Here is a 14780-nt window from a genome sequence, read left to right as displayed (position 1 = left end):
AGTTTCTTTCTCTATTTTGTCTTGGCAAGTAGAGCAAAGAATATGACCTTTTTTTGTCCAAAAAGTCTTTGTTGACCTTTCGATGTTTTGTCCACAACCAAGACACTTAAAGAGTGGACTCATTTATAGCTTTGTTTATTTTTATATTTATTTAGCATACTATTTTTAGTCTGTCGTAATAGATACAAGATCTTTTGGACACTAGTCTTTGAGTTTTCATGAATAATACTCATTCATTTAGTTAACATTAAGATGCATTTTTTGATACTTTCTTTATTCATTTAGTTTGTTATAAATTGAACAATCTATTTTTAGTATATGTCTTTTGAAAGACTAAGTAGAACTGAGATAGTTCATGGGAGATTAGCGATGTCAGGTGTATTGATTGTTTTATTCCTAGGAATTATATCTAAAATAAATATTGCTTAGTTGTTCTTATATCAAATGAATTAGCCTTTATTAAAATATACTATTATTTAAGCTACCTTTAAAAATAGAGAATCTTTTATTCTCTTAATTTCTCCATCTTTCCATAACCAGATAATAGGCTCTGTAGATTTTGCTTGTTGTAGATCAATTCTGTTTTCAATACTTATAGGATTAAATTCTGTATTCGCTTCAAATTGTTGATCTCTAATGGCCTGATTGATAACAATGCTTCCATCCTTTCCAGATATTGATCTATGAAATGTACCGATAGGTATTTGAAGTGCACCCATTAATCTATGAAGATAAATTATGTGATGGGGTTCATCCCATAGAGGATTTAATAGTGTGAAAGTTCTATCTCCCTCAAGTACAAGATTGTTATCTGTTTGATGATGGTGTACATAATATTGCTCAAAGCCATTTAAATCAGGAGGTGAAGTTGCGCCTCCTCTATGAATAACAACATCACTACCATTTGAACCTTCAACACTGGCATCTAAAAAAGTTACTTCAGGAGTCTCTCGAAAAATATTAACCGGTACAAAATTGAGTTTCATCAAAAATTTTATTCGTTTCAGACATTACTTGAATATATATTCCTAACTGTAGTAATTAATTCATTTTTGGAGAATCATTCGCTTTTAGTAAAAAATAAAGTATTTAAATATACTTAAAAGTAGTAATATGTTTTGTTTTATTTGGCTAACAAAGCAACTATTGATACATTAGATTATAAAAAATATTAATAAGTTATCTCATATAAAATATTGCTAACACATGTCTAAATCAAGCATTAAAAATAAAAAACTTTTGGTTGATGAAATGGTTAAAGCTTTTAAATCTATCCCTGCATCAGCGATAAGTTTTTCGAACATAAAAAAAAATTAAACTCATAAGCTACGATACATTTTTGAGATACTTTGCTAGCGGATTATTTTTATTATCCCATGGCCTTTTGGTTTTAGATCATCTAGGGGTAGGGGCAGCTCTCCATGGGATCGGTGAGGTCTTTTTTGCTCCCTGGGCTATTAAGCAGAAGGCATGGGACTTGGTTTTTATAGCTTTTTTATTTAGTGCATTTGATCTTTGGGGCACTTTAAAACTAGGATTTAATTAGATATTTAAATAATTTAAATATTCTTTTGTTCAAGATTGGGGAGAGAGGTCAATGCCCTTCCCAGTAGCGGTGACCTCCCTACAGAAAACTTTGGAACGGGTTCTCTGATAAAACAGTTATAGGCAATCTAGTTGAAAAAGTTAAGACTTAATTGATACAAAATTAAAAATCTACCAAGAATTTGTATATCTTATGAATTTATCTAATCAGTTCTTGATTAGATAGAATTTTTTTTCGTTTCAATTTTTTCAATTCGTGCATACCTTCTATTTGTTGATAGACAGCTTGAAGTTGGTCGCAAATATGCTCAGTATTGTCTACTTTATGTAATCTAAGTAGCATTTTTTCTATTTGCTCTTTGCATTCTAAAAAGACGTGACAATCTATTGTCCCTGGCTCATATTGCATGTTTAAGCTGAAAGGAATATACAAATAAAGGAATCAATAAATTAAATCTGTATTTATTGATTCCAAATAGTCAGATTTATTTGATTAATTATTTATAAAAATAATAAGTTTAAAAAGTATAATTTATAATGATACTTCTATCAAAAATAAGTTTTTATTGTTTGTTAACCCATTTCGGCTTTCATCGCTTCATGGATTCTCTTACTCATAATTTCATGACCGCAATATTGCAAGTGCACTTCATGTGCCCCCTTGGCTGATTTGGTTTGTGTGTATTTGAGTCCTCTGTAAGTTAGCTCAGCCATTGAAGTGATTTTCATTGTTCAAGTCCCCGTTCCATGGCTTGAATCTAATTGCGACTCAGATTGAGCTGAACGTTGTTTGATAATACACAATAGATTCCCAATCTGTTGAAGCTTCTTCAAAAATTATTATCAATCTACTTCTGAATTAGTTATTCATTCAACAATTAAAAGGAATCAGAATGAATATTTCCCATAAGAGATCTTTTGATTTGACTAAATTCAGTAATTTTTTAACTAGCCAGTCTAGAAATGTATGAATCTCTTGAACCGGCATTGATCCATCCGGTCGCAATTGTTTTTTGATGAGTCTTGTTGACTCGGCCTCTATGAATATGTGTAAGACCAGCGGGAAAAATAACTAGCTTTCCTCGTTCAGCTTTCTCATGATATTCCTGCCAGTGGAATTCTGTTCCTCCTGAATCGACATCATTGCAATATAAAATCCATGCTAGGACTCTGTGAATTGGTTCGGTCGCTTCTTCGCTAATAGTCCAATCACAATGCCATTTCTTAAAACCTTCTCCGGGAGCATAACGTTGTAAGTTGAAAATGGGATTAACAAATAGAGATTTGTCTGGAGCACATTCGCTAAAAAGTGGCCGTTCTTGAAGGTATTTTTGAAGACCAGCATTGACTCCTCTTATTATCACTTCAGACAAAGCAAATGATTCTGGATCAGTTCGATCTATAGCTACAAGGCTGATGTCAGTAGAAATTTTTGCAGGATCTGAATCATTATTTGATCCATCACTAAAAGCGATTCCAGTGCGATGCAAGTCTGTGCGACGATCGAAAAATGACATCACACCATCTGCAACAGATTCAAAACCTTTATTTCTATAACTAGCTATTAAATTCATAGAATTTTTTAAGGTTTTTGATGTCTAGATACTTTAAATCGCTTAAAAGTCCCAGTTCAATAATTAGAGAAGGACTTTTCGTCTCATGATTGGCTATCAATTATGTTTGATTTGGATGAAGTTGTTTTATTAAAAGGCTAACAATTAAGCTACAGATTTGTCTCTTAGAGATCTTAAATATCTCTTTCTTTGACCGCTACCTTCTACTTCAAAATGCCAAGTAGGTTTTTTGTTGCCGGCTTTTTTTAAGTTAACGCCAGGTTTGCTAGTGCTTAACTTCTTCTTAATCTGTGTATTCATGGGACCATTAAAGCACATTCTCTAATTCTTTATGGTTCGGTAGTTACTTTTTCTTTTCGTGAGTAGCTAATAAAAAAGAGGCCCATTGGGACCCCTCTTTGAAATTTAAAATAATTTTGACCTTAACCTATGCAATTCCTCGATTCTTGTAAGGGTCATCTTTGAAAGGCTGCGCCTCAAAACTTGGAGGTGAGTTCTCTTTATAAGGATGAAATAGAGCATTTCCCATTGAAATGAGTAATTCTTGAAGCCAAAGAATTGTTTTTTTCATTGAGTCCTCTGGTGGGATATAACCATATATAAGTTATGTGGAATATTTATACATCAGTAAAAACTCCTCTTGTTGAATTTTTAATTTTCTAAGCAATAGCAATCGAGCCGCTCTCGAGTATCTATTGGAAATAAGAAATTTTGACCTTATCCGAATCCTTGAGCTGGCGTTTTTGTCCGAACCTTAAACTCCCAAACCGTAATTCCTCCATTTGCATTTATTGCAGCCAAGGCAGTGTCATCAGGATGCCAAGCGATTTGGCTTACAAGGTCACCTGCAAATGCACCACCAACTGGATCACCCTGACCATCTTTTTGGAGAAACCAAGAAAAAACTGAACCATCTCGCGCACCAGAAGCTAAAAGCATCCCGCTGTGTGAGAAAGCAAGGCATGAAATGGGTTCCGTATGAAGAATTAACTCTCCTGGCACAGTCCCCTCAGGACCATCGCCTTGAAAACTCCAAACCGTCACTCGATCACTACCCCCGGTAGCAAGGACTGTGCCGGTTTGATCAAAAGCTAGATGGCTTGGTTTACCTGGGTAGCCTGTCATCTCTGAATCTTGATCAGTTGAACGACGCCAGAAATGAACAGAATTATCCTGACTGCCGCATGCCACTATGTCTCCATTTGGACTAAGCACCATAGATACCAGTGAACCTCGCCATTCCAACTTTTGATTGATGTTGTCGTTAACTACATCAAAAAAAGTTACTTGGCCGTAGCATGCTGTGGCTAATTCATTGGAATTAGACCATGAAATCGCGCTGACAGTACTGGGATGCTCCTCTGATCGCCAATGTTCCTGACCGTTTTCATCAAAAACATAGACGTATTTAGTAAAAACTACTGCTAAAAATTTTCCGTCTTGGGACCACTTGATATGTTCAACCCATCCTTTCCCTAGTTCCAAATTTTTAGTTGACTTACCTTCTTTGCTTTCCCATATACATACATGTCCATCCTGGCCAGCAGTTGCAAAAGTATTTCCATCTGGATGAATAGACATTGCTAGTAAGCCACCTTTATGTATGTCTTTTGATTGCCAAATAAGCTTCCCAGATTTCCCCTCAAATGCGGAAAGACCTCCAGCAACATCACCTACTAAAAAGGTTTTACCTTGTAGTGCCCAGCCGCAGACAATCGCATAGTCATCAACTTGAGCAGACCAACCTTCATGAAGCATTCCCTTTGGACTAAATGCTTCTATACCAGACATTTATCAAACTCTTTACTCATTTCTGCTTTATCAAGATTTCTACCGATAAAGACGAGTTGGTTGCGGCGAGGTTCATTGCCCCATTCTTTATCAGGTTGAGCTGTGAAGAGCATGTGTACACCTTGAAAAACTATTCGCCTGGATTCACCCGCATAACTAATGAAACCTTTAGTGCGAAATATATCCACACCTTTCTCAGACAAAAGTCGACTTAGCCATCTATTGAGTTTCTCAGGATCTACATCACCCTCTCGCTCGATAGCGAATGAACCTACTTCGTCATCGTGTTCGTGTTCAGCTACCCAAACCCTCTCAGCTATTGGAGAAATTGTAGAGATGTTCTGATCATTATCTATCTCGTCTGTAGAAGGAGTATTTACTTTCGTTAATTTCATATTAAATTCTTCGGCTGTATGTTGCGTGAATAGACCTATATCCCTTGCCTTATCAACATCTATGAAGAAGGACTTAGTCCCTTCGGATTGAAGTTGAAGGCTCACATGCTTGCCGACTGGAACCAAATCCCCTGGATTCATAAGTTGTTCTTGTTCTGCGTACAGTCTCACGCATGATTCAGCACCTGTGTTAAGAGCTGTCTCGTTTTTACCTTGGTCTAATAACTGGACGAGAGACATTGTGGGGTCTGGACCTTCTTCGAGCGTAAGTTCATAGCGACCTTTTTCAAGTGAAAAAACACCTGTCCACTCAAATGGGTATTCTGGTTCAAGAAAAGTTGGACGACGCTGAAGTACTTGATCTAGATCAAAAGCACTTAGATTTAGCACAGTATCAATTGAGACGTCTGCTTGTTTACTGCGTATGACACGAGCCATACGATTCATATCGCGTAGCCGTGATTCTAAGTTGTCGAGTGATTCATCTGAAACTAGATCGGTTTTATTTAGGACAAGGACGTCAGCAAAGGCAACTTGCTCCGAACTCTCATCACTTCGACCAAGTTGTTGCTCTATATGGGCTGCATCAACAAGTGTGACTATTCCATCAAGTGAAAACTCCTCACGGATTTCATCGTCCATAAAGAATGTCTGAGCTACAGGACCAGGATCAGCAAGGCCAGTGGTTTCAACTAATACATAGTCAAATTTGTCTCGCCTCTTCATGAGGTTTCCAAGTACACGAATAAGATCACCCCGAACGGTGCAGCAAATGCAACCATTGGACATCTCGAAGACCTCTTCATCAGCATTGATGACTAATCCTTGATCAATGCCAACTTCACCATATTCATTCTCAATAACAGCTATTTTTTTACCGTGCTCTTCGCTCAGGATTCGATTGAGTAGGGTTGTTTTGCCAGATCCTAGAAAACCAGTCAATATTGTAACCGGTACTTTTTGCGTGTTGCTCATTTTCTTTAATTAACGATAGGAACAATGAGTGCTGTCAAGAGAAATATCAGTTAGCCAATTCTTTTGGATACCCAACAATTCAAGTGATTTTAATTCAAAGTCATCAAGCTCATGATAATTGTAAGGAACTTTTAGTCTTACTGTAAGCGTGCTATTCTCTTTTTTCAGCGAATGATTTGAAAATTGAAGTTCTTTTAGATTGTCATCAAAATCAGTTGCGACAGTAAGTTTTAATATCTTATCTTTATCCCATGGTGGTTTATCCATGAAACTTGCCTGGTCTTCCCAGTGTTGTTTGTAAACTTTATATCCTTTGGTTGGAAACATTTTTTTCAATCCCGTCTATATTTAAAAATGTAGACGGGATTGTATCTGTAACAGTTAAGGATTAATTAAAGAATTCCATTTCCCCTCAAGTTCATTGCCCTCTTGCTCATCACATTCTCCACCAAGTGAATTAACAATTGTGCAGGTGTTATGTACAGCAACTGAAACAGTATTCCCTGTTGGCATTAGACCGTCAACATAGATTTGATTTGATGCGATAGGAGTGGAAGTTTGTCTACTGAGGTTTCTCAATAGCTTTGAAGGAGGCTTTTGCTCAGCGAATAAAACTTTCACGTTTTCTTCTTTAAGCTCAGCTAATACAGTTGAAATAGTTTGAGGCCTAAGGCTGGATGAATCACCAAGAAAATATAGTAGGCTCATGGTCTTCAATCCAAATGCATCTCCATAATATTCCATGGCTTTGTGCTTAGAAACCATCGTCCTTTGATCAGAAGGAATAGTAGCTATTTGTTCTTGAGTCCATTGATCTAGATCTTCCAAAATGGAATTTACAGATTGAGTTCTTTCTTTTAAAACTTTTTTAGTTTCTCTATCAAAGAATGAAATCTTCTTGTTGATATTTTTAGAAATTACATTTCCCATCTTGATGATGTTATGTGGATCATGCCAAATATGAGGATCTAAGCCTCCATGGTCATGGTGATGATGATCTCCTTCATCTGGTACTTGGGTAATCGGTTCAACATCGTCGCCTGAAACATCTTTAAAGAAATGTTCATCGGCTTCAAACTCAAACGGCATATGCTCAGTAAAGAAAGCGTATTTACCAGATTTTTTGATTTCTACAGTAAATGTTGTGATGTCTTTCTTTTCATTAAATGTAAGAAGGTAGGCTTTGTCCTGCGCAATAAGTTTGTCATTATTGCGCTTAACTTCTGAATTTTTGGATCCTAATAATTCTTTAGCAAGCTCTTCTGATGCTTCAATATCACCAGACTTAAGAATAACCATTTTCATCGCAGGATCAGCATAGTCTCCATCAACTTTGGCGAAAGACCATTTGTAGACTCCTGCGGAAAGATCAAAAACACCAGCCCATTCAAAAGCTCCCTCTCCATGGGCATCGCCATGATCATCGTGGTCGTCATGATCATCATGCTTAGCAGCTGAATGATCGTCATGATCATCGTGGTCGTCATGATCGTCTATTTCTATTGCACTTACACCAACGACAACAGTTAAGGGATTATCCAACCATTTTTTAATTGCAGGGGTCATCTCTGAACCAAGAGTAAATACTTGATTCGCACTTTTTAGTGTTTGAGCTTGCCTTGGAGTGATCTTGACATCATGAACATCTTGCTTTCTGTCAATTAAGCAGGTTACGGGCGTAGAGGGTGGTGCAATAGCAGATACAACATCGCAAACCAATGGCTCTACAGCAACAATTGATTTTGTATTTGCTTGCGCTGTCTGATTGATTCCAGAAAATAAAAATGCTCCAGCAACAAGAGAACTTTTGAGAACTGTTTTATTGATTATGGGTTTAACCTTTTTGGACTGATTTGAAAAATTCAACATTAAAAATTTAAAGCGTATCTAAAACGATAATCATTTTCATTTGGTCTTGGCAAGTATATTATGTTTCTTGTCAGCAAATCCTCTAATTGATGCCTAGCTTGATTGCTGAAAATTTGACATATTCTTATTCAAGTAAAATTAAACCTGCTTTAAGCAAGGTTTCTCTAAAGCTTGAGCAAGGTACTTTGACTGCTCTTGTTGGTCCGAATGGTGCTGGTAAGTCCACATTATTAAGCTTGCTGCAAGGGAGTAGTAAACCGGATCAAGGGAAAATTACTGTTGATGGGAAACCATTGCGAAATAATCGATCTCAAGTGGCTTTAATGCCTCAGAGGGGGAAGCTAAATTGGAATTTTCCAATTACTGTTGAAGGATTAGTTTCTTTGGGCCGAGTCAATCATTCGAAATCGACTTGTTGTGAATTAGAAGCGGCTCTTCAACGTGTTGGAATATCTCATTTAGCAAAAAGGAGACTTGATGCTTTGTCTGGTGGACAGCAACAAAGAGCATTACTTGCAAAAACATTAATGAATCCAGCCAAAATTTTTCTTCTTGATGAACCTTGCTCCGCCTTTGATCCTCCGGCTAAAGAAGATTTCCTGTTAATTATTCGTCAGCTAGCCGATTCGGGGTTCACGGTTTTTGTTAGTAGTCACGACTGGGGAACATCTTTAAATGCCTATGACAAAGTTGTTGCTTTAGATAAAATTATTTTGGCTTCTGGTAGCCCTCAGGAAGTTCAAGAAAAACTTAGTTCAATTAATTATTTGAGGTGGAAGTTATAGGTTTGATTCATATTCAAATACTTTTATCCAGCATTCAATTGCTGAGAACAAGTTTGGCAGAGACCAAAGTACTCAAGAGTATGAAACAAAAGCTCAAAGTTTTTGGAGGTGTTTTTCGACAGATCCATCATTTTGACAGGACATCCCTTCAAGCGTGTGGTTTCTCCACAGCTTACGCAAGTTAAATGATGAATATCTCTTTCAACGGGCGCATAAAGAACCTCACCGTTGGGAAGATGTCTGGAACGAATCAAACCTTGCTTTACTAGTGCTTGCAGGTTTCGATAGACCGTGGTCAGTCCCATTGCCTTTTCACCATTATGAAGTTGTCTATGCAGCTCTTGCCCGCTCAATTCATCAGTACAGTTCTTGAGTTCATTGAGCAGTTGTTGTTGTCGTTTAGTGATTTCAGGCTTGCTTGTACTCATTAGCAAGATCTTAACTTGATCTCTCTTACTGACCATACTGAATCATTGGCTTAATGTCTTTTTTCAAAACAAATTGGTGGATAATTCCTCTTTTGATAACTTCCTTTTCAGGAGTGCTTTGCCCTGCCATGGGGACTGTATTGATAACTCATAAAAGGCTTCTTCAAGTCAATTTAATTTCACATTGTGTTTTGCCAGGACTTGCCTTGGCTATGGCGCTTGGGATTGACCCATCTATTGGAGGTGTCTTAAGCGGATTAGTGGGAGCTATTGCAGCAGAGAGTTTGACAAATAAGAAAAATCAAAATTATGAAGCTGTAATGAATACAATTCTTGCTGGTTCGATGGGACTTGGAGTTTTGCTTATACCTTTACTTGGAATCAGGATTGATTTAGAGGCTGTTTTGTTTGGAGATTTATTAACTGCAAATTTGAGCGATTTATTAAGAACTTTGATTGCGTTCTCGGCATTCATTTGCCTAATGCTTTTTGGGTACGACAAGCTTGTTCATATTGGTTTAGACCCAGAAGGAGCTGCCTCAAGTGGCGTTAATGTGTCTTTTTTAAATTTAGCTCTGGGATTTACCACTGCACTTGTCATTGTGAGCTCAATGTCAGCAGTCGGGGTCATCCTTGTGATTGCGTTACTCTCAACTCCAACTTTGTTGGGTTTACAGAAAGCTAGCTCTCTATGGGTTGCGATGGTTAGATCTTCCATATTTGGATTAGTTTTATCGATCATTGGTTTTTCGTTCGCTATGTTTATGAATTTGCCTCCAGGCCCACTTATTAGTGTTCTTTGTGTAATTTCATTGATCTTGCTTCCAAGGAGTAATTAGAATTTAATACAAAATTTTCATAATTTTTTGACTATATTTGATGAGACTCTAAGAATCTAGGATTAGATCAAGAAATCTGAAAATAACAACGATTTGATTTTAGTTTGAATAAAATAGAACAAGTTGATTTCTAATTCGTCCTTTTATTGATTGAATCATGAAGAGAACGCAACTTAATGTCAGTATTGATCCAAAACTCTTAGAAAAGATTAAAGAGAGTGCCAGGATTTCTGGTAAATCATTGGTTGGTTTTGTCTCTGATTGTTTTGTTAATCAAATAGAGAACCTTCCTGTTGAATCGATAGATTCTAGATTTCAATCAATTGAACAAAGGCTCCAATCAATTGAAAATAATCTTCAATTGCCAGCACTTAAAGCTCAAAGAACTCAACCTTTTACAACTCAAGAATTAGAAAATTTTAATGAATTTATCAAAGCTGTTTTTAGAAAAGAATTAAAAAGAAAGGGATATAGATCAATGAAAGAGGCATGGAATGATTTTATAAACCATATAAATTGTTTTGAACAATGGGATGAGACATGTTCTTTTAGACTTAAAGAGTCTCTTTTTATTGAACATGCTGATCCTTTAACAAGCGAAGAAATTAATCACCTCAAAGAAGGAGACGTATGTCCTCAACCAATCCGAACAGGGATTATTAATTGGATCAACAATTCAGATAGAGGAGAATGTTGTTGCTCCGATAAAGAGTTCCCTTCACAGCAGCAAATTTGCGAAAAGGGGCCAATTTTAGTTGAAGATATATATTCTTAGACCAATTAAGATCACTTTTCGAAAGTTAATTAAATCCTAATTTGTTAAAAAACAGGGAGATGAATTGAGTCGTTTGTAGATATATTGCCAAGGATTTTAAACCGCAACTTTAAATTCTTAATTATTTCAAGATTAGTTAGGGTTGATATGGATTGCACAAGGCATCCATAATTTACCCATCTTATGCACACCATTGCATCCGATCTTTTTGGCTTCGCTCTCTGCCTGAGCTTTAGTTGGATATGCATATATATTTTTTGAAGACGAAGAATTAGAGCGATTGATTGACTCCTGAATAGCATTATTTTCTGGACTCCATACCTTTAGACCCATGGTTGTTATTCCGGCAGAAAATATTCCCATTCCTACTATTGAGGCATTTATTACTCCCATGGCTACAGCACCAATAGAAACGACACCCATGGGAACAATTCCAATGCTAATAATACCCATGGGAACAATTCCAATGGAAATGAATCCAAGTGGTGCTATGCCAAATGCAATTTTTTTTGGTTTGCTTCCACAATGCGAAGGCCCTTCGATATCTTTTTGATTTGTACTATTTTTGGTTGTCATTTATTGTTCGAAAATCTAGTGATGATGGTGATGTTCATTGTTGGACTTGTTATGTTCATTATCTTCATGAGCAGAATGACTTTTACAAGGCATCCATTTGTCACCCATTTTATGAGCTCCAGTGCAATTGAAATCTTTGGCTGCTTTTTCGGCTTCTATTTTTGTCTCAAAAAGAGAGGGAGTACCTTTTGTTTGAGAATTATCTGAACATCCTATTAGTGAAAATGATATAGAAAGAATAATTGTAGAGAGAATAGGCTTGAATTTGTTCATTTGTCTATTTTTGGCTAGTAAACCTAGTCTGTAGACTAATCAAGCCCAGCGCTTTGTCATTGAATATTTCACACAATCTAGAACAGATAAGTAATTAAATAATCCAACTATTCTTTATCTCTTCTTTTTGAGACTAGATTTTGATGGAAATTGGTTCTCAGTTTTTTCCTGGCAAAGACTAAAAAACACGATTTTTAGTATCTAAAAGCACATATTCTATACCATTAACAAAACTGTGAAGCTAGCCTTGTGAGATATAAATAGTTTTACTAGCTTTACTAGTTTTATTAGATCCATGAGACTCTTTGTTCGATTAATCTCAATCCCTGCTGCCTTAGGTTTCGTGACTCCAATGGTTGTTCAAGCAGGAGGTGAAAAGCACAAAGATCATCATGATCACCATGGTAGTCATATGAATATGGGAGATTCATACCCCTCAACAATGTTTATGGGTAAAACGACTTTTATTTTGGGTGGAGTAGATGGCGTGAGCGATTCTGGAATGGGTGGAATGGGTGGAATGGGTGGAATGTCTACTGCTGACGAAAAGGATGGAACAGTTTTTCATTACGATACAAAGTTAATGTTTATGACCAGTTTTACAGGTCAAGACATGCTTAAAACTGCTGTTCGCGTAGGTAACTTTGGAATGATGGAACCCTTCGGAATGATGGGTGAGGCACGATTAGATAGTGCTTTCAGTAGTAGTGATTCGTTAGCACTTCATAAGGCTTATTATCAGTTCCCTGTTGGAGATGATATTCAAGTAACTTTTGGTCCCAAGCTTCGCCAAGATGATTTGCTTGGAGTTTGGCCTAGTGCTTACACAAGTGATGGAGTTTTGTTTGTCTTGAATCAGGCAGGTGCGAGTGATACTTATTCCAAGAAGATGGGCGCGGGCGCTGGAATTACTTGGTCCAATGAAAAATTAGTTGCTTCTGCACTTTTCGTTTCAGAAGACGCATCAATTTCTTCGATTGGCTTTTTAGCTGATGAAGGCAAAGACCACATCACCACTCAGTTGGCATGGGTTGATGAGAGATATACTCTTGCAGCTGCATTTACACAGTCAGACAACGGAAGAACTGATAATTCTCCTGATATTAACGACTACTCCTCTTTTGCTATTAGTGGTAGCTATCAATTTGGAGACGACTACAGCTTGAGTGGAGGGTTGGGATGGAAGAATCCTGAAAACGATGATAGCCCTGATACTTCTATGAATAAAGTTGAAGATGGAAATACATGGTCTATTGGATTTTTATGGAATAACGCCTTGATTGAAGGCAATAAGTTTGGTTTTGGTATTGGAACAGCAGAAACTCATAGAGATGACAGTGGTTATGACGATCCTTTAGCTTGGGAAGCTTTTTACGATTTTAAAGTTAGCGATAGTGTCACAGTTACCCCAGCTATCTTTGTTATCGAGAAAGATGGTAAAGAGGAAGTAAATGGGGCTTTGGTGAAAACCACTTTTAACTTCTAGATCTAAAGCCTCGTGAGTATTGAGGGTTTGCTTTTAAATCAGTTGAAAGTTTTTTAAAACTTTCTAATAATTTTTACCGAAATTGGATTGTTGCTTAACAAGTTCGAAGAACTCCTGCTTCAAGCTTGCATCATGGCGAAAGTCACCCCTAACAATTGAATTGATCATGCTGGTTTCTGGTTCTTTTACTCCTCTCCATTTCATGCAATAGTGTTGAGCTTTAACGAGGATTGCAAGACCTTTGGGTTCGCACAAGCGCTCTATCTCATCAGCAAGAATCATTACAGCTTCTTCTTGAATATGTGGCCTAGAAAAAACCCAATCAGCTACTCTTGCAAACTTAGAAATTCCAATAACTTTTTCTCCAGGTTTGATTCCTATCCAGCAATCTCCGAGGATTGGAACAAAGTGATGAGAACATGCAGATCGAACAGTTATTGGACCAAGCGTATAAATCTCATCTAAATTTCTATCGTTAGGGAAATTAGTAACTTTCGGTTGAGGGTGATACCTGCCTTTAAATACTTCATTGATATACATTCTTGAAACGCGTTCTGCAGTTTCTTGAGTGTTGTGATCATTATCAACGTCAATCAACAAAGTTTTGAGGAGATCTCTAACTCTTGTAGCAACTTCTCTCTCAAGAGTTTCTAGTTCTCCTGGCTGAATAAAATCGGAAATATTATCATTAGCGTGAAATCTGGCCCCATTTGATTGTATACGTTCACGAATTATCTCTGAGACTAATTTGCAAGAAATTTGTTCTTTTAAATTATCCTTAACATTCTCATTTGGAGCAGTAGAAGTCATAACCTTTATTTGTAAGGGGAAAAACCGATGACATACATTTAGAGCGCTAAGACCCTAACATATCAAGATCACTTTCGTTATTAACAGAATTACTTGCTTCTTGAGCTCTAATGATTATTCACAGTTATTTTTTAATACAGAGATCTTATTTATTTCAAAAATTAAAACAGTTTTCAAGAGAGAGGAAATATCTGATTAATTGCTACATATAAAAAATTCCGTCTTTCTGGGAATTTTTCACGAAAGAGTTGTCATAACTTGATGCCGATGAGTGGAATTGAACCACCGACCTACTGGTTACGAATCAGTTGCTCTACCCCTGAGCTACACCGGCAATAGAATAAAGTTATCATCTTTTAAATTTATTTTTGACTAATACGAATATGCCTGAATCTAATTTAGATCCTAATTTAAGAGCTCGACTTTTGAAGGAGTCCAAAAATCCTTATCGAGGATTAAGAAGGGCTGTTTGGATAGCGCTCTTTGGGTCAGCTGCCCTAGGCTTTTTTATTATGGTTACCAATATGATTGGGGGAGATACTGTATCTAGTAATGATCTTGCAATCCAAACCACAGCATTATTAATTCTTGGATTTTTATTATTTAAAGATAGAACTAAACAAAGTGATGATTAGTGTTTTGCTGTAGTTAATCCTATT

Annotated in this window: 19 protein-coding genes and 1 tRNA gene; 7 read left to right on the top strand and 13 right to left on the bottom strand. The window is 36.7% G+C overall.

The features are described from left to right. Positions 1 to 318: 318 nt before the first annotated feature. Positions 319 to 429 carry a chlorophyll a/b-binding protein gene (locus O5633_RS06810; RefSeq protein ID WP_269608887.1) on the top strand — a complete coding sequence of 37 codons (111 nt, stop codon included), beginning with the start codon at positions 319 to 321 and terminating at the stop codon, positions 427 to 429. 47 nt (positions 430 to 476) lie between these two features. Here the strand turns inward: O5633_RS06810 and O5633_RS06805 are convergent, their stop codons facing one another. Next, positions 477 to 986, bottom strand: a complete 510-nt coding sequence (locus O5633_RS06805) for a hemagglutinin (RefSeq protein WP_269608886.1) — start codon at positions 984 to 986, stop codon at positions 477 to 479. 353 nt (positions 987 to 1339) lie between these two features. Between O5633_RS06805 and O5633_RS06800 the strand changes: the two genes are divergently transcribed. Continuing rightward, positions 1340 to 1546 (top strand): hypothetical protein, encoded by a 207-nt coding sequence (locus O5633_RS06800; protein WP_269608884.1) that lies wholly within the window; start codon positions 1340 to 1342, stop codon positions 1544 to 1546. 943 nt (positions 1547 to 2489) lie between these two features. Here O5633_RS06800 and O5633_RS06795 read toward each other — a convergent pair. The 7 genes from O5633_RS06795 to O5633_RS06765 form a co-directional block, all read right to left on the bottom strand. Then, entirely contained in the window at positions 2490 to 3119 is a 630-nt protein-coding gene (locus tag O5633_RS06795; protein ID WP_269608883.1) for a 2OG-Fe(II) oxygenase, read from the bottom strand. A gap of 144 nt (positions 3120 to 3263) precedes the next feature. Further along, entirely contained in the window at positions 3264 to 3419 is a 156-nt protein-coding gene (locus O5633_RS06790) for a hypothetical protein (RefSeq protein WP_269608882.1), read from the bottom strand. Positions 3420 to 3546: 127 nt separating this feature from the next. Continuing rightward, on the bottom strand, positions 3547 to 3690 hold the full coding sequence (locus O5633_RS06785; RefSeq protein ID WP_269608881.1) for a hypothetical protein: 144 nt from the start codon (positions 3688 to 3690) through the stop codon (positions 3547 to 3549). A 146-nt stretch (positions 3691 to 3836) separates the two neighbouring features. After that, entirely contained in the window at positions 3837 to 4910 is a 1074-nt protein-coding gene (locus O5633_RS06780; RefSeq protein ID WP_269608880.1) for a WD40 repeat domain-containing protein, read from the bottom strand. Then, on the bottom strand, positions 4898 to 6280 hold the full coding sequence (locus O5633_RS06775) for a CobW family GTP-binding protein (RefSeq protein WP_269608879.1): 1383 nt from the start codon (positions 6278 to 6280) through the stop codon (positions 4898 to 4900). Before O5633_RS06775 ends, O5633_RS06780 begins: the two co-directional genes overlap by 13 nt. Before the next feature lie 9 nt (positions 6281 to 6289). After that, the gene (locus O5633_RS06770; protein WP_269608878.1) at positions 6290 to 6607 is read right to left on the bottom strand and encodes a hypothetical protein; all 318 of its coding nucleotides are present in this window, start codon (positions 6605 to 6607) and stop codon (positions 6290 to 6292) included. Positions 6608 to 6661: 54 nt separating this feature from the next. Next, positions 6662 to 8149, bottom strand: a complete 1488-nt coding sequence (locus O5633_RS06765; protein WP_269608877.1) for a metal ABC transporter solute-binding protein, Zn/Mn family — start codon at positions 8147 to 8149, stop codon at positions 6662 to 6664. Positions 8150 to 8238: 89 nt separating this feature from the next. Between O5633_RS06765 and O5633_RS06760 the strand changes: the two genes are divergently transcribed. Further along, positions 8239 to 8934 (top strand): ABC transporter ATP-binding protein, encoded by a 696-nt coding sequence (locus O5633_RS06760; RefSeq protein ID WP_269608876.1) that lies wholly within the window; start codon positions 8239 to 8241, stop codon positions 8932 to 8934. 23 nt (positions 8935 to 8957) lie between these two features. Here the strand turns inward: O5633_RS06760 and O5633_RS06755 are convergent, their stop codons facing one another. Then, a complete protein-coding gene (locus O5633_RS06755) occupies positions 8958 to 9398 on the bottom strand; it encodes a Fur family transcriptional regulator (protein ID WP_011295378.1) in 441 nt (146 codons plus the stop codon). 17 nt (positions 9399 to 9415) lie between these two features. Here O5633_RS06755 and O5633_RS06750 point away from each other — a divergent pair, with 17 nt between their 5' ends. Together O5633_RS06750 and O5633_RS06745 are read left to right on the top strand one after the other, a co-directional pair. Further along, positions 9416 to 10201: a metal ABC transporter permease gene (locus O5633_RS06750; protein ID WP_269608875.1), complete on the top strand. Its 786-nt coding sequence runs from the start codon at positions 9416 to 9418 to the stop codon at positions 10199 to 10201. Between the two features lie 157 nt (positions 10202 to 10358). Continuing rightward, on the top strand, positions 10359 to 10976 hold the full coding sequence (locus O5633_RS06745) for a hypothetical protein (RefSeq protein ID WP_269608874.1): 618 nt from the start codon (positions 10359 to 10361) through the stop codon (positions 10974 to 10976). A gap of 132 nt (positions 10977 to 11108) precedes the next feature. Here O5633_RS06745 and O5633_RS06740 read toward each other — a convergent pair whose 3' ends face one another. Both O5633_RS06740 and O5633_RS06735 read right to left on the bottom strand, forming a co-directional pair. After that, the gene (locus O5633_RS06740) at positions 11109 to 11552 is read right to left on the bottom strand and encodes a hypothetical protein (RefSeq protein WP_269608873.1); all 444 of its coding nucleotides are present in this window, start codon (positions 11550 to 11552) and stop codon (positions 11109 to 11111) included. Between the two features lie 15 nt (positions 11553 to 11567). Next, complete coding sequence (locus O5633_RS06735; protein WP_269608872.1) at positions 11568 to 11825, bottom strand: DUF3721 domain-containing protein; 258 nt, start codon at positions 11823 to 11825, stop codon at positions 11568 to 11570. 295 nt (positions 11826 to 12120) lie between these two features. Here O5633_RS06735 and O5633_RS06730 point away from each other — a divergent pair, with 295 nt between their 5' ends. Next, a complete protein-coding gene (locus tag O5633_RS06730; protein WP_269608871.1) occupies positions 12121 to 13311 on the top strand; it encodes a hypothetical protein in 1191 nt (396 codons plus the stop codon). A gap of 63 nt (positions 13312 to 13374) precedes the next feature. Here the strand turns inward: O5633_RS06730 and folE are convergent, their stop codons facing one another. After that, entirely contained in the window at positions 13375 to 14121 is a 747-nt protein-coding gene (gene folE / locus O5633_RS06725) for a GTP cyclohydrolase I (protein ID WP_269608870.1), read from the bottom strand. Between the two features lie 262 nt (positions 14122 to 14383). Further along, positions 14384 to 14455, bottom strand: a tRNA-Thr gene (locus tag O5633_RS06720). A 34-nt stretch (positions 14456 to 14489) separates the two neighbouring features. On the opposite strand from O5633_RS06720, the gene O5633_RS06715 reads away from it, so the two are divergent. Next, complete coding sequence (locus tag O5633_RS06715; RefSeq protein ID WP_269608869.1) at positions 14490 to 14756, top strand: DUF3493 domain-containing protein; 267 nt, start codon at positions 14490 to 14492, stop codon at positions 14754 to 14756. The last annotated feature ends 24 nt before the right edge of the window (positions 14757 to 14780 follow it).

The sequence above is a fragment of the Prochlorococcus marinus str. MIT 1013 genome, from assembly GCF_027359395.1.
GTDB classification, from domain to species: Bacteria; Cyanobacteriota; Cyanobacteriia; order PCC-6307; family Cyanobiaceae; genus Prochlorococcus_B; species Prochlorococcus_B marinus_E.
The sequence above is the reverse complement of the archived record's forward strand: the minus strand, read 5'-3'. Positions and strand labels throughout refer to the sequence as shown.

Coding starts and splice junctions, on each gene's coding strand:
- O5633_RS06810 (WP_269608887.1), top strand. CDS start 319: ATGTCTTTTGAAAGACTAAGTAGAACTGAGATAGTTCATGGGAGATTA.
- O5633_RS06805 (WP_269608886.1), bottom strand. CDS start 986: ATGAAACTCAATTTTGTACCGGTTAATATTTTTCGAGAGACTCCTGAA.
- O5633_RS06795 (WP_269608883.1), bottom strand. CDS start 3,119: ATGAATTTAATAGCTAGTTATAGAAATAAAGGTTTTGAATCTGTTGCA.
- O5633_RS06790 (WP_269608882.1), bottom strand. CDS start 3,419: ATGAATACACAGATTAAGAAGAAGTTAAGCACTAGCAAACCTGGCGTT.
- O5633_RS06785 (WP_269608881.1), bottom strand. CDS start 3,690: ATGAAAAAAACAATTCTTTGGCTTCAAGAATTACTCATTTCAATGGGA.
- O5633_RS06780 (WP_269608880.1), bottom strand. CDS start 4,910: ATGTCTGGTATAGAAGCATTTAGTCCAAAGGGAATGCTTCATGAAGGT.
- O5633_RS06775 (WP_269608879.1), bottom strand. CDS start 6,280: ATGAGCAACACGCAAAAAGTACCGGTTACAATATTGACTGGTTTTCTA.
- O5633_RS06770 (WP_269608878.1), bottom strand. CDS start 6,607: ATGTTTCCAACCAAAGGATATAAAGTTTACAAACAACACTGGGAAGAC.
- O5633_RS06765 (WP_269608877.1), bottom strand. CDS start 8,149: ATGTTGAATTTTTCAAATCAGTCCAAAAAGGTTAAACCCATAATCAAT.
- O5633_RS06760 (WP_269608876.1), top strand. CDS start 8,239: ATGCCTAGCTTGATTGCTGAAAATTTGACATATTCTTATTCAAGTAAA.
- O5633_RS06755 (WP_011295378.1), bottom strand. CDS start 9,398: ATGGTCAGTAAGAGAGATCAAGTTAAGATCTTGCTAATGAGTACAAGC.
- O5633_RS06750 (WP_269608875.1), top strand. CDS start 9,416: ATGTCTTTTTTCAAAACAAATTGGTGGATAATTCCTCTTTTGATAACT.
- O5633_RS06745 (WP_269608874.1), top strand. CDS start 10,359: ATGAAGAGAACGCAACTTAATGTCAGTATTGATCCAAAACTCTTAGAA.
- O5633_RS06740 (WP_269608873.1), bottom strand. CDS start 11,552: ATGACAACCAAAAATAGTACAAATCAAAAAGATATCGAAGGGCCTTCG.
- O5633_RS06735 (WP_269608872.1), bottom strand. CDS start 11,825: ATGAACAAATTCAAGCCTATTCTCTCTACAATTATTCTTTCTATATCA.
- O5633_RS06730 (WP_269608871.1), top strand. CDS start 12,121: ATGAGACTCTTTGTTCGATTAATCTCAATCCCTGCTGCCTTAGGTTTC.
- folE (WP_269608870.1), bottom strand. CDS start 14,121: ATGACTTCTACTGCTCCAAATGAGAATGTTAAGGATAATTTAAAAGAA.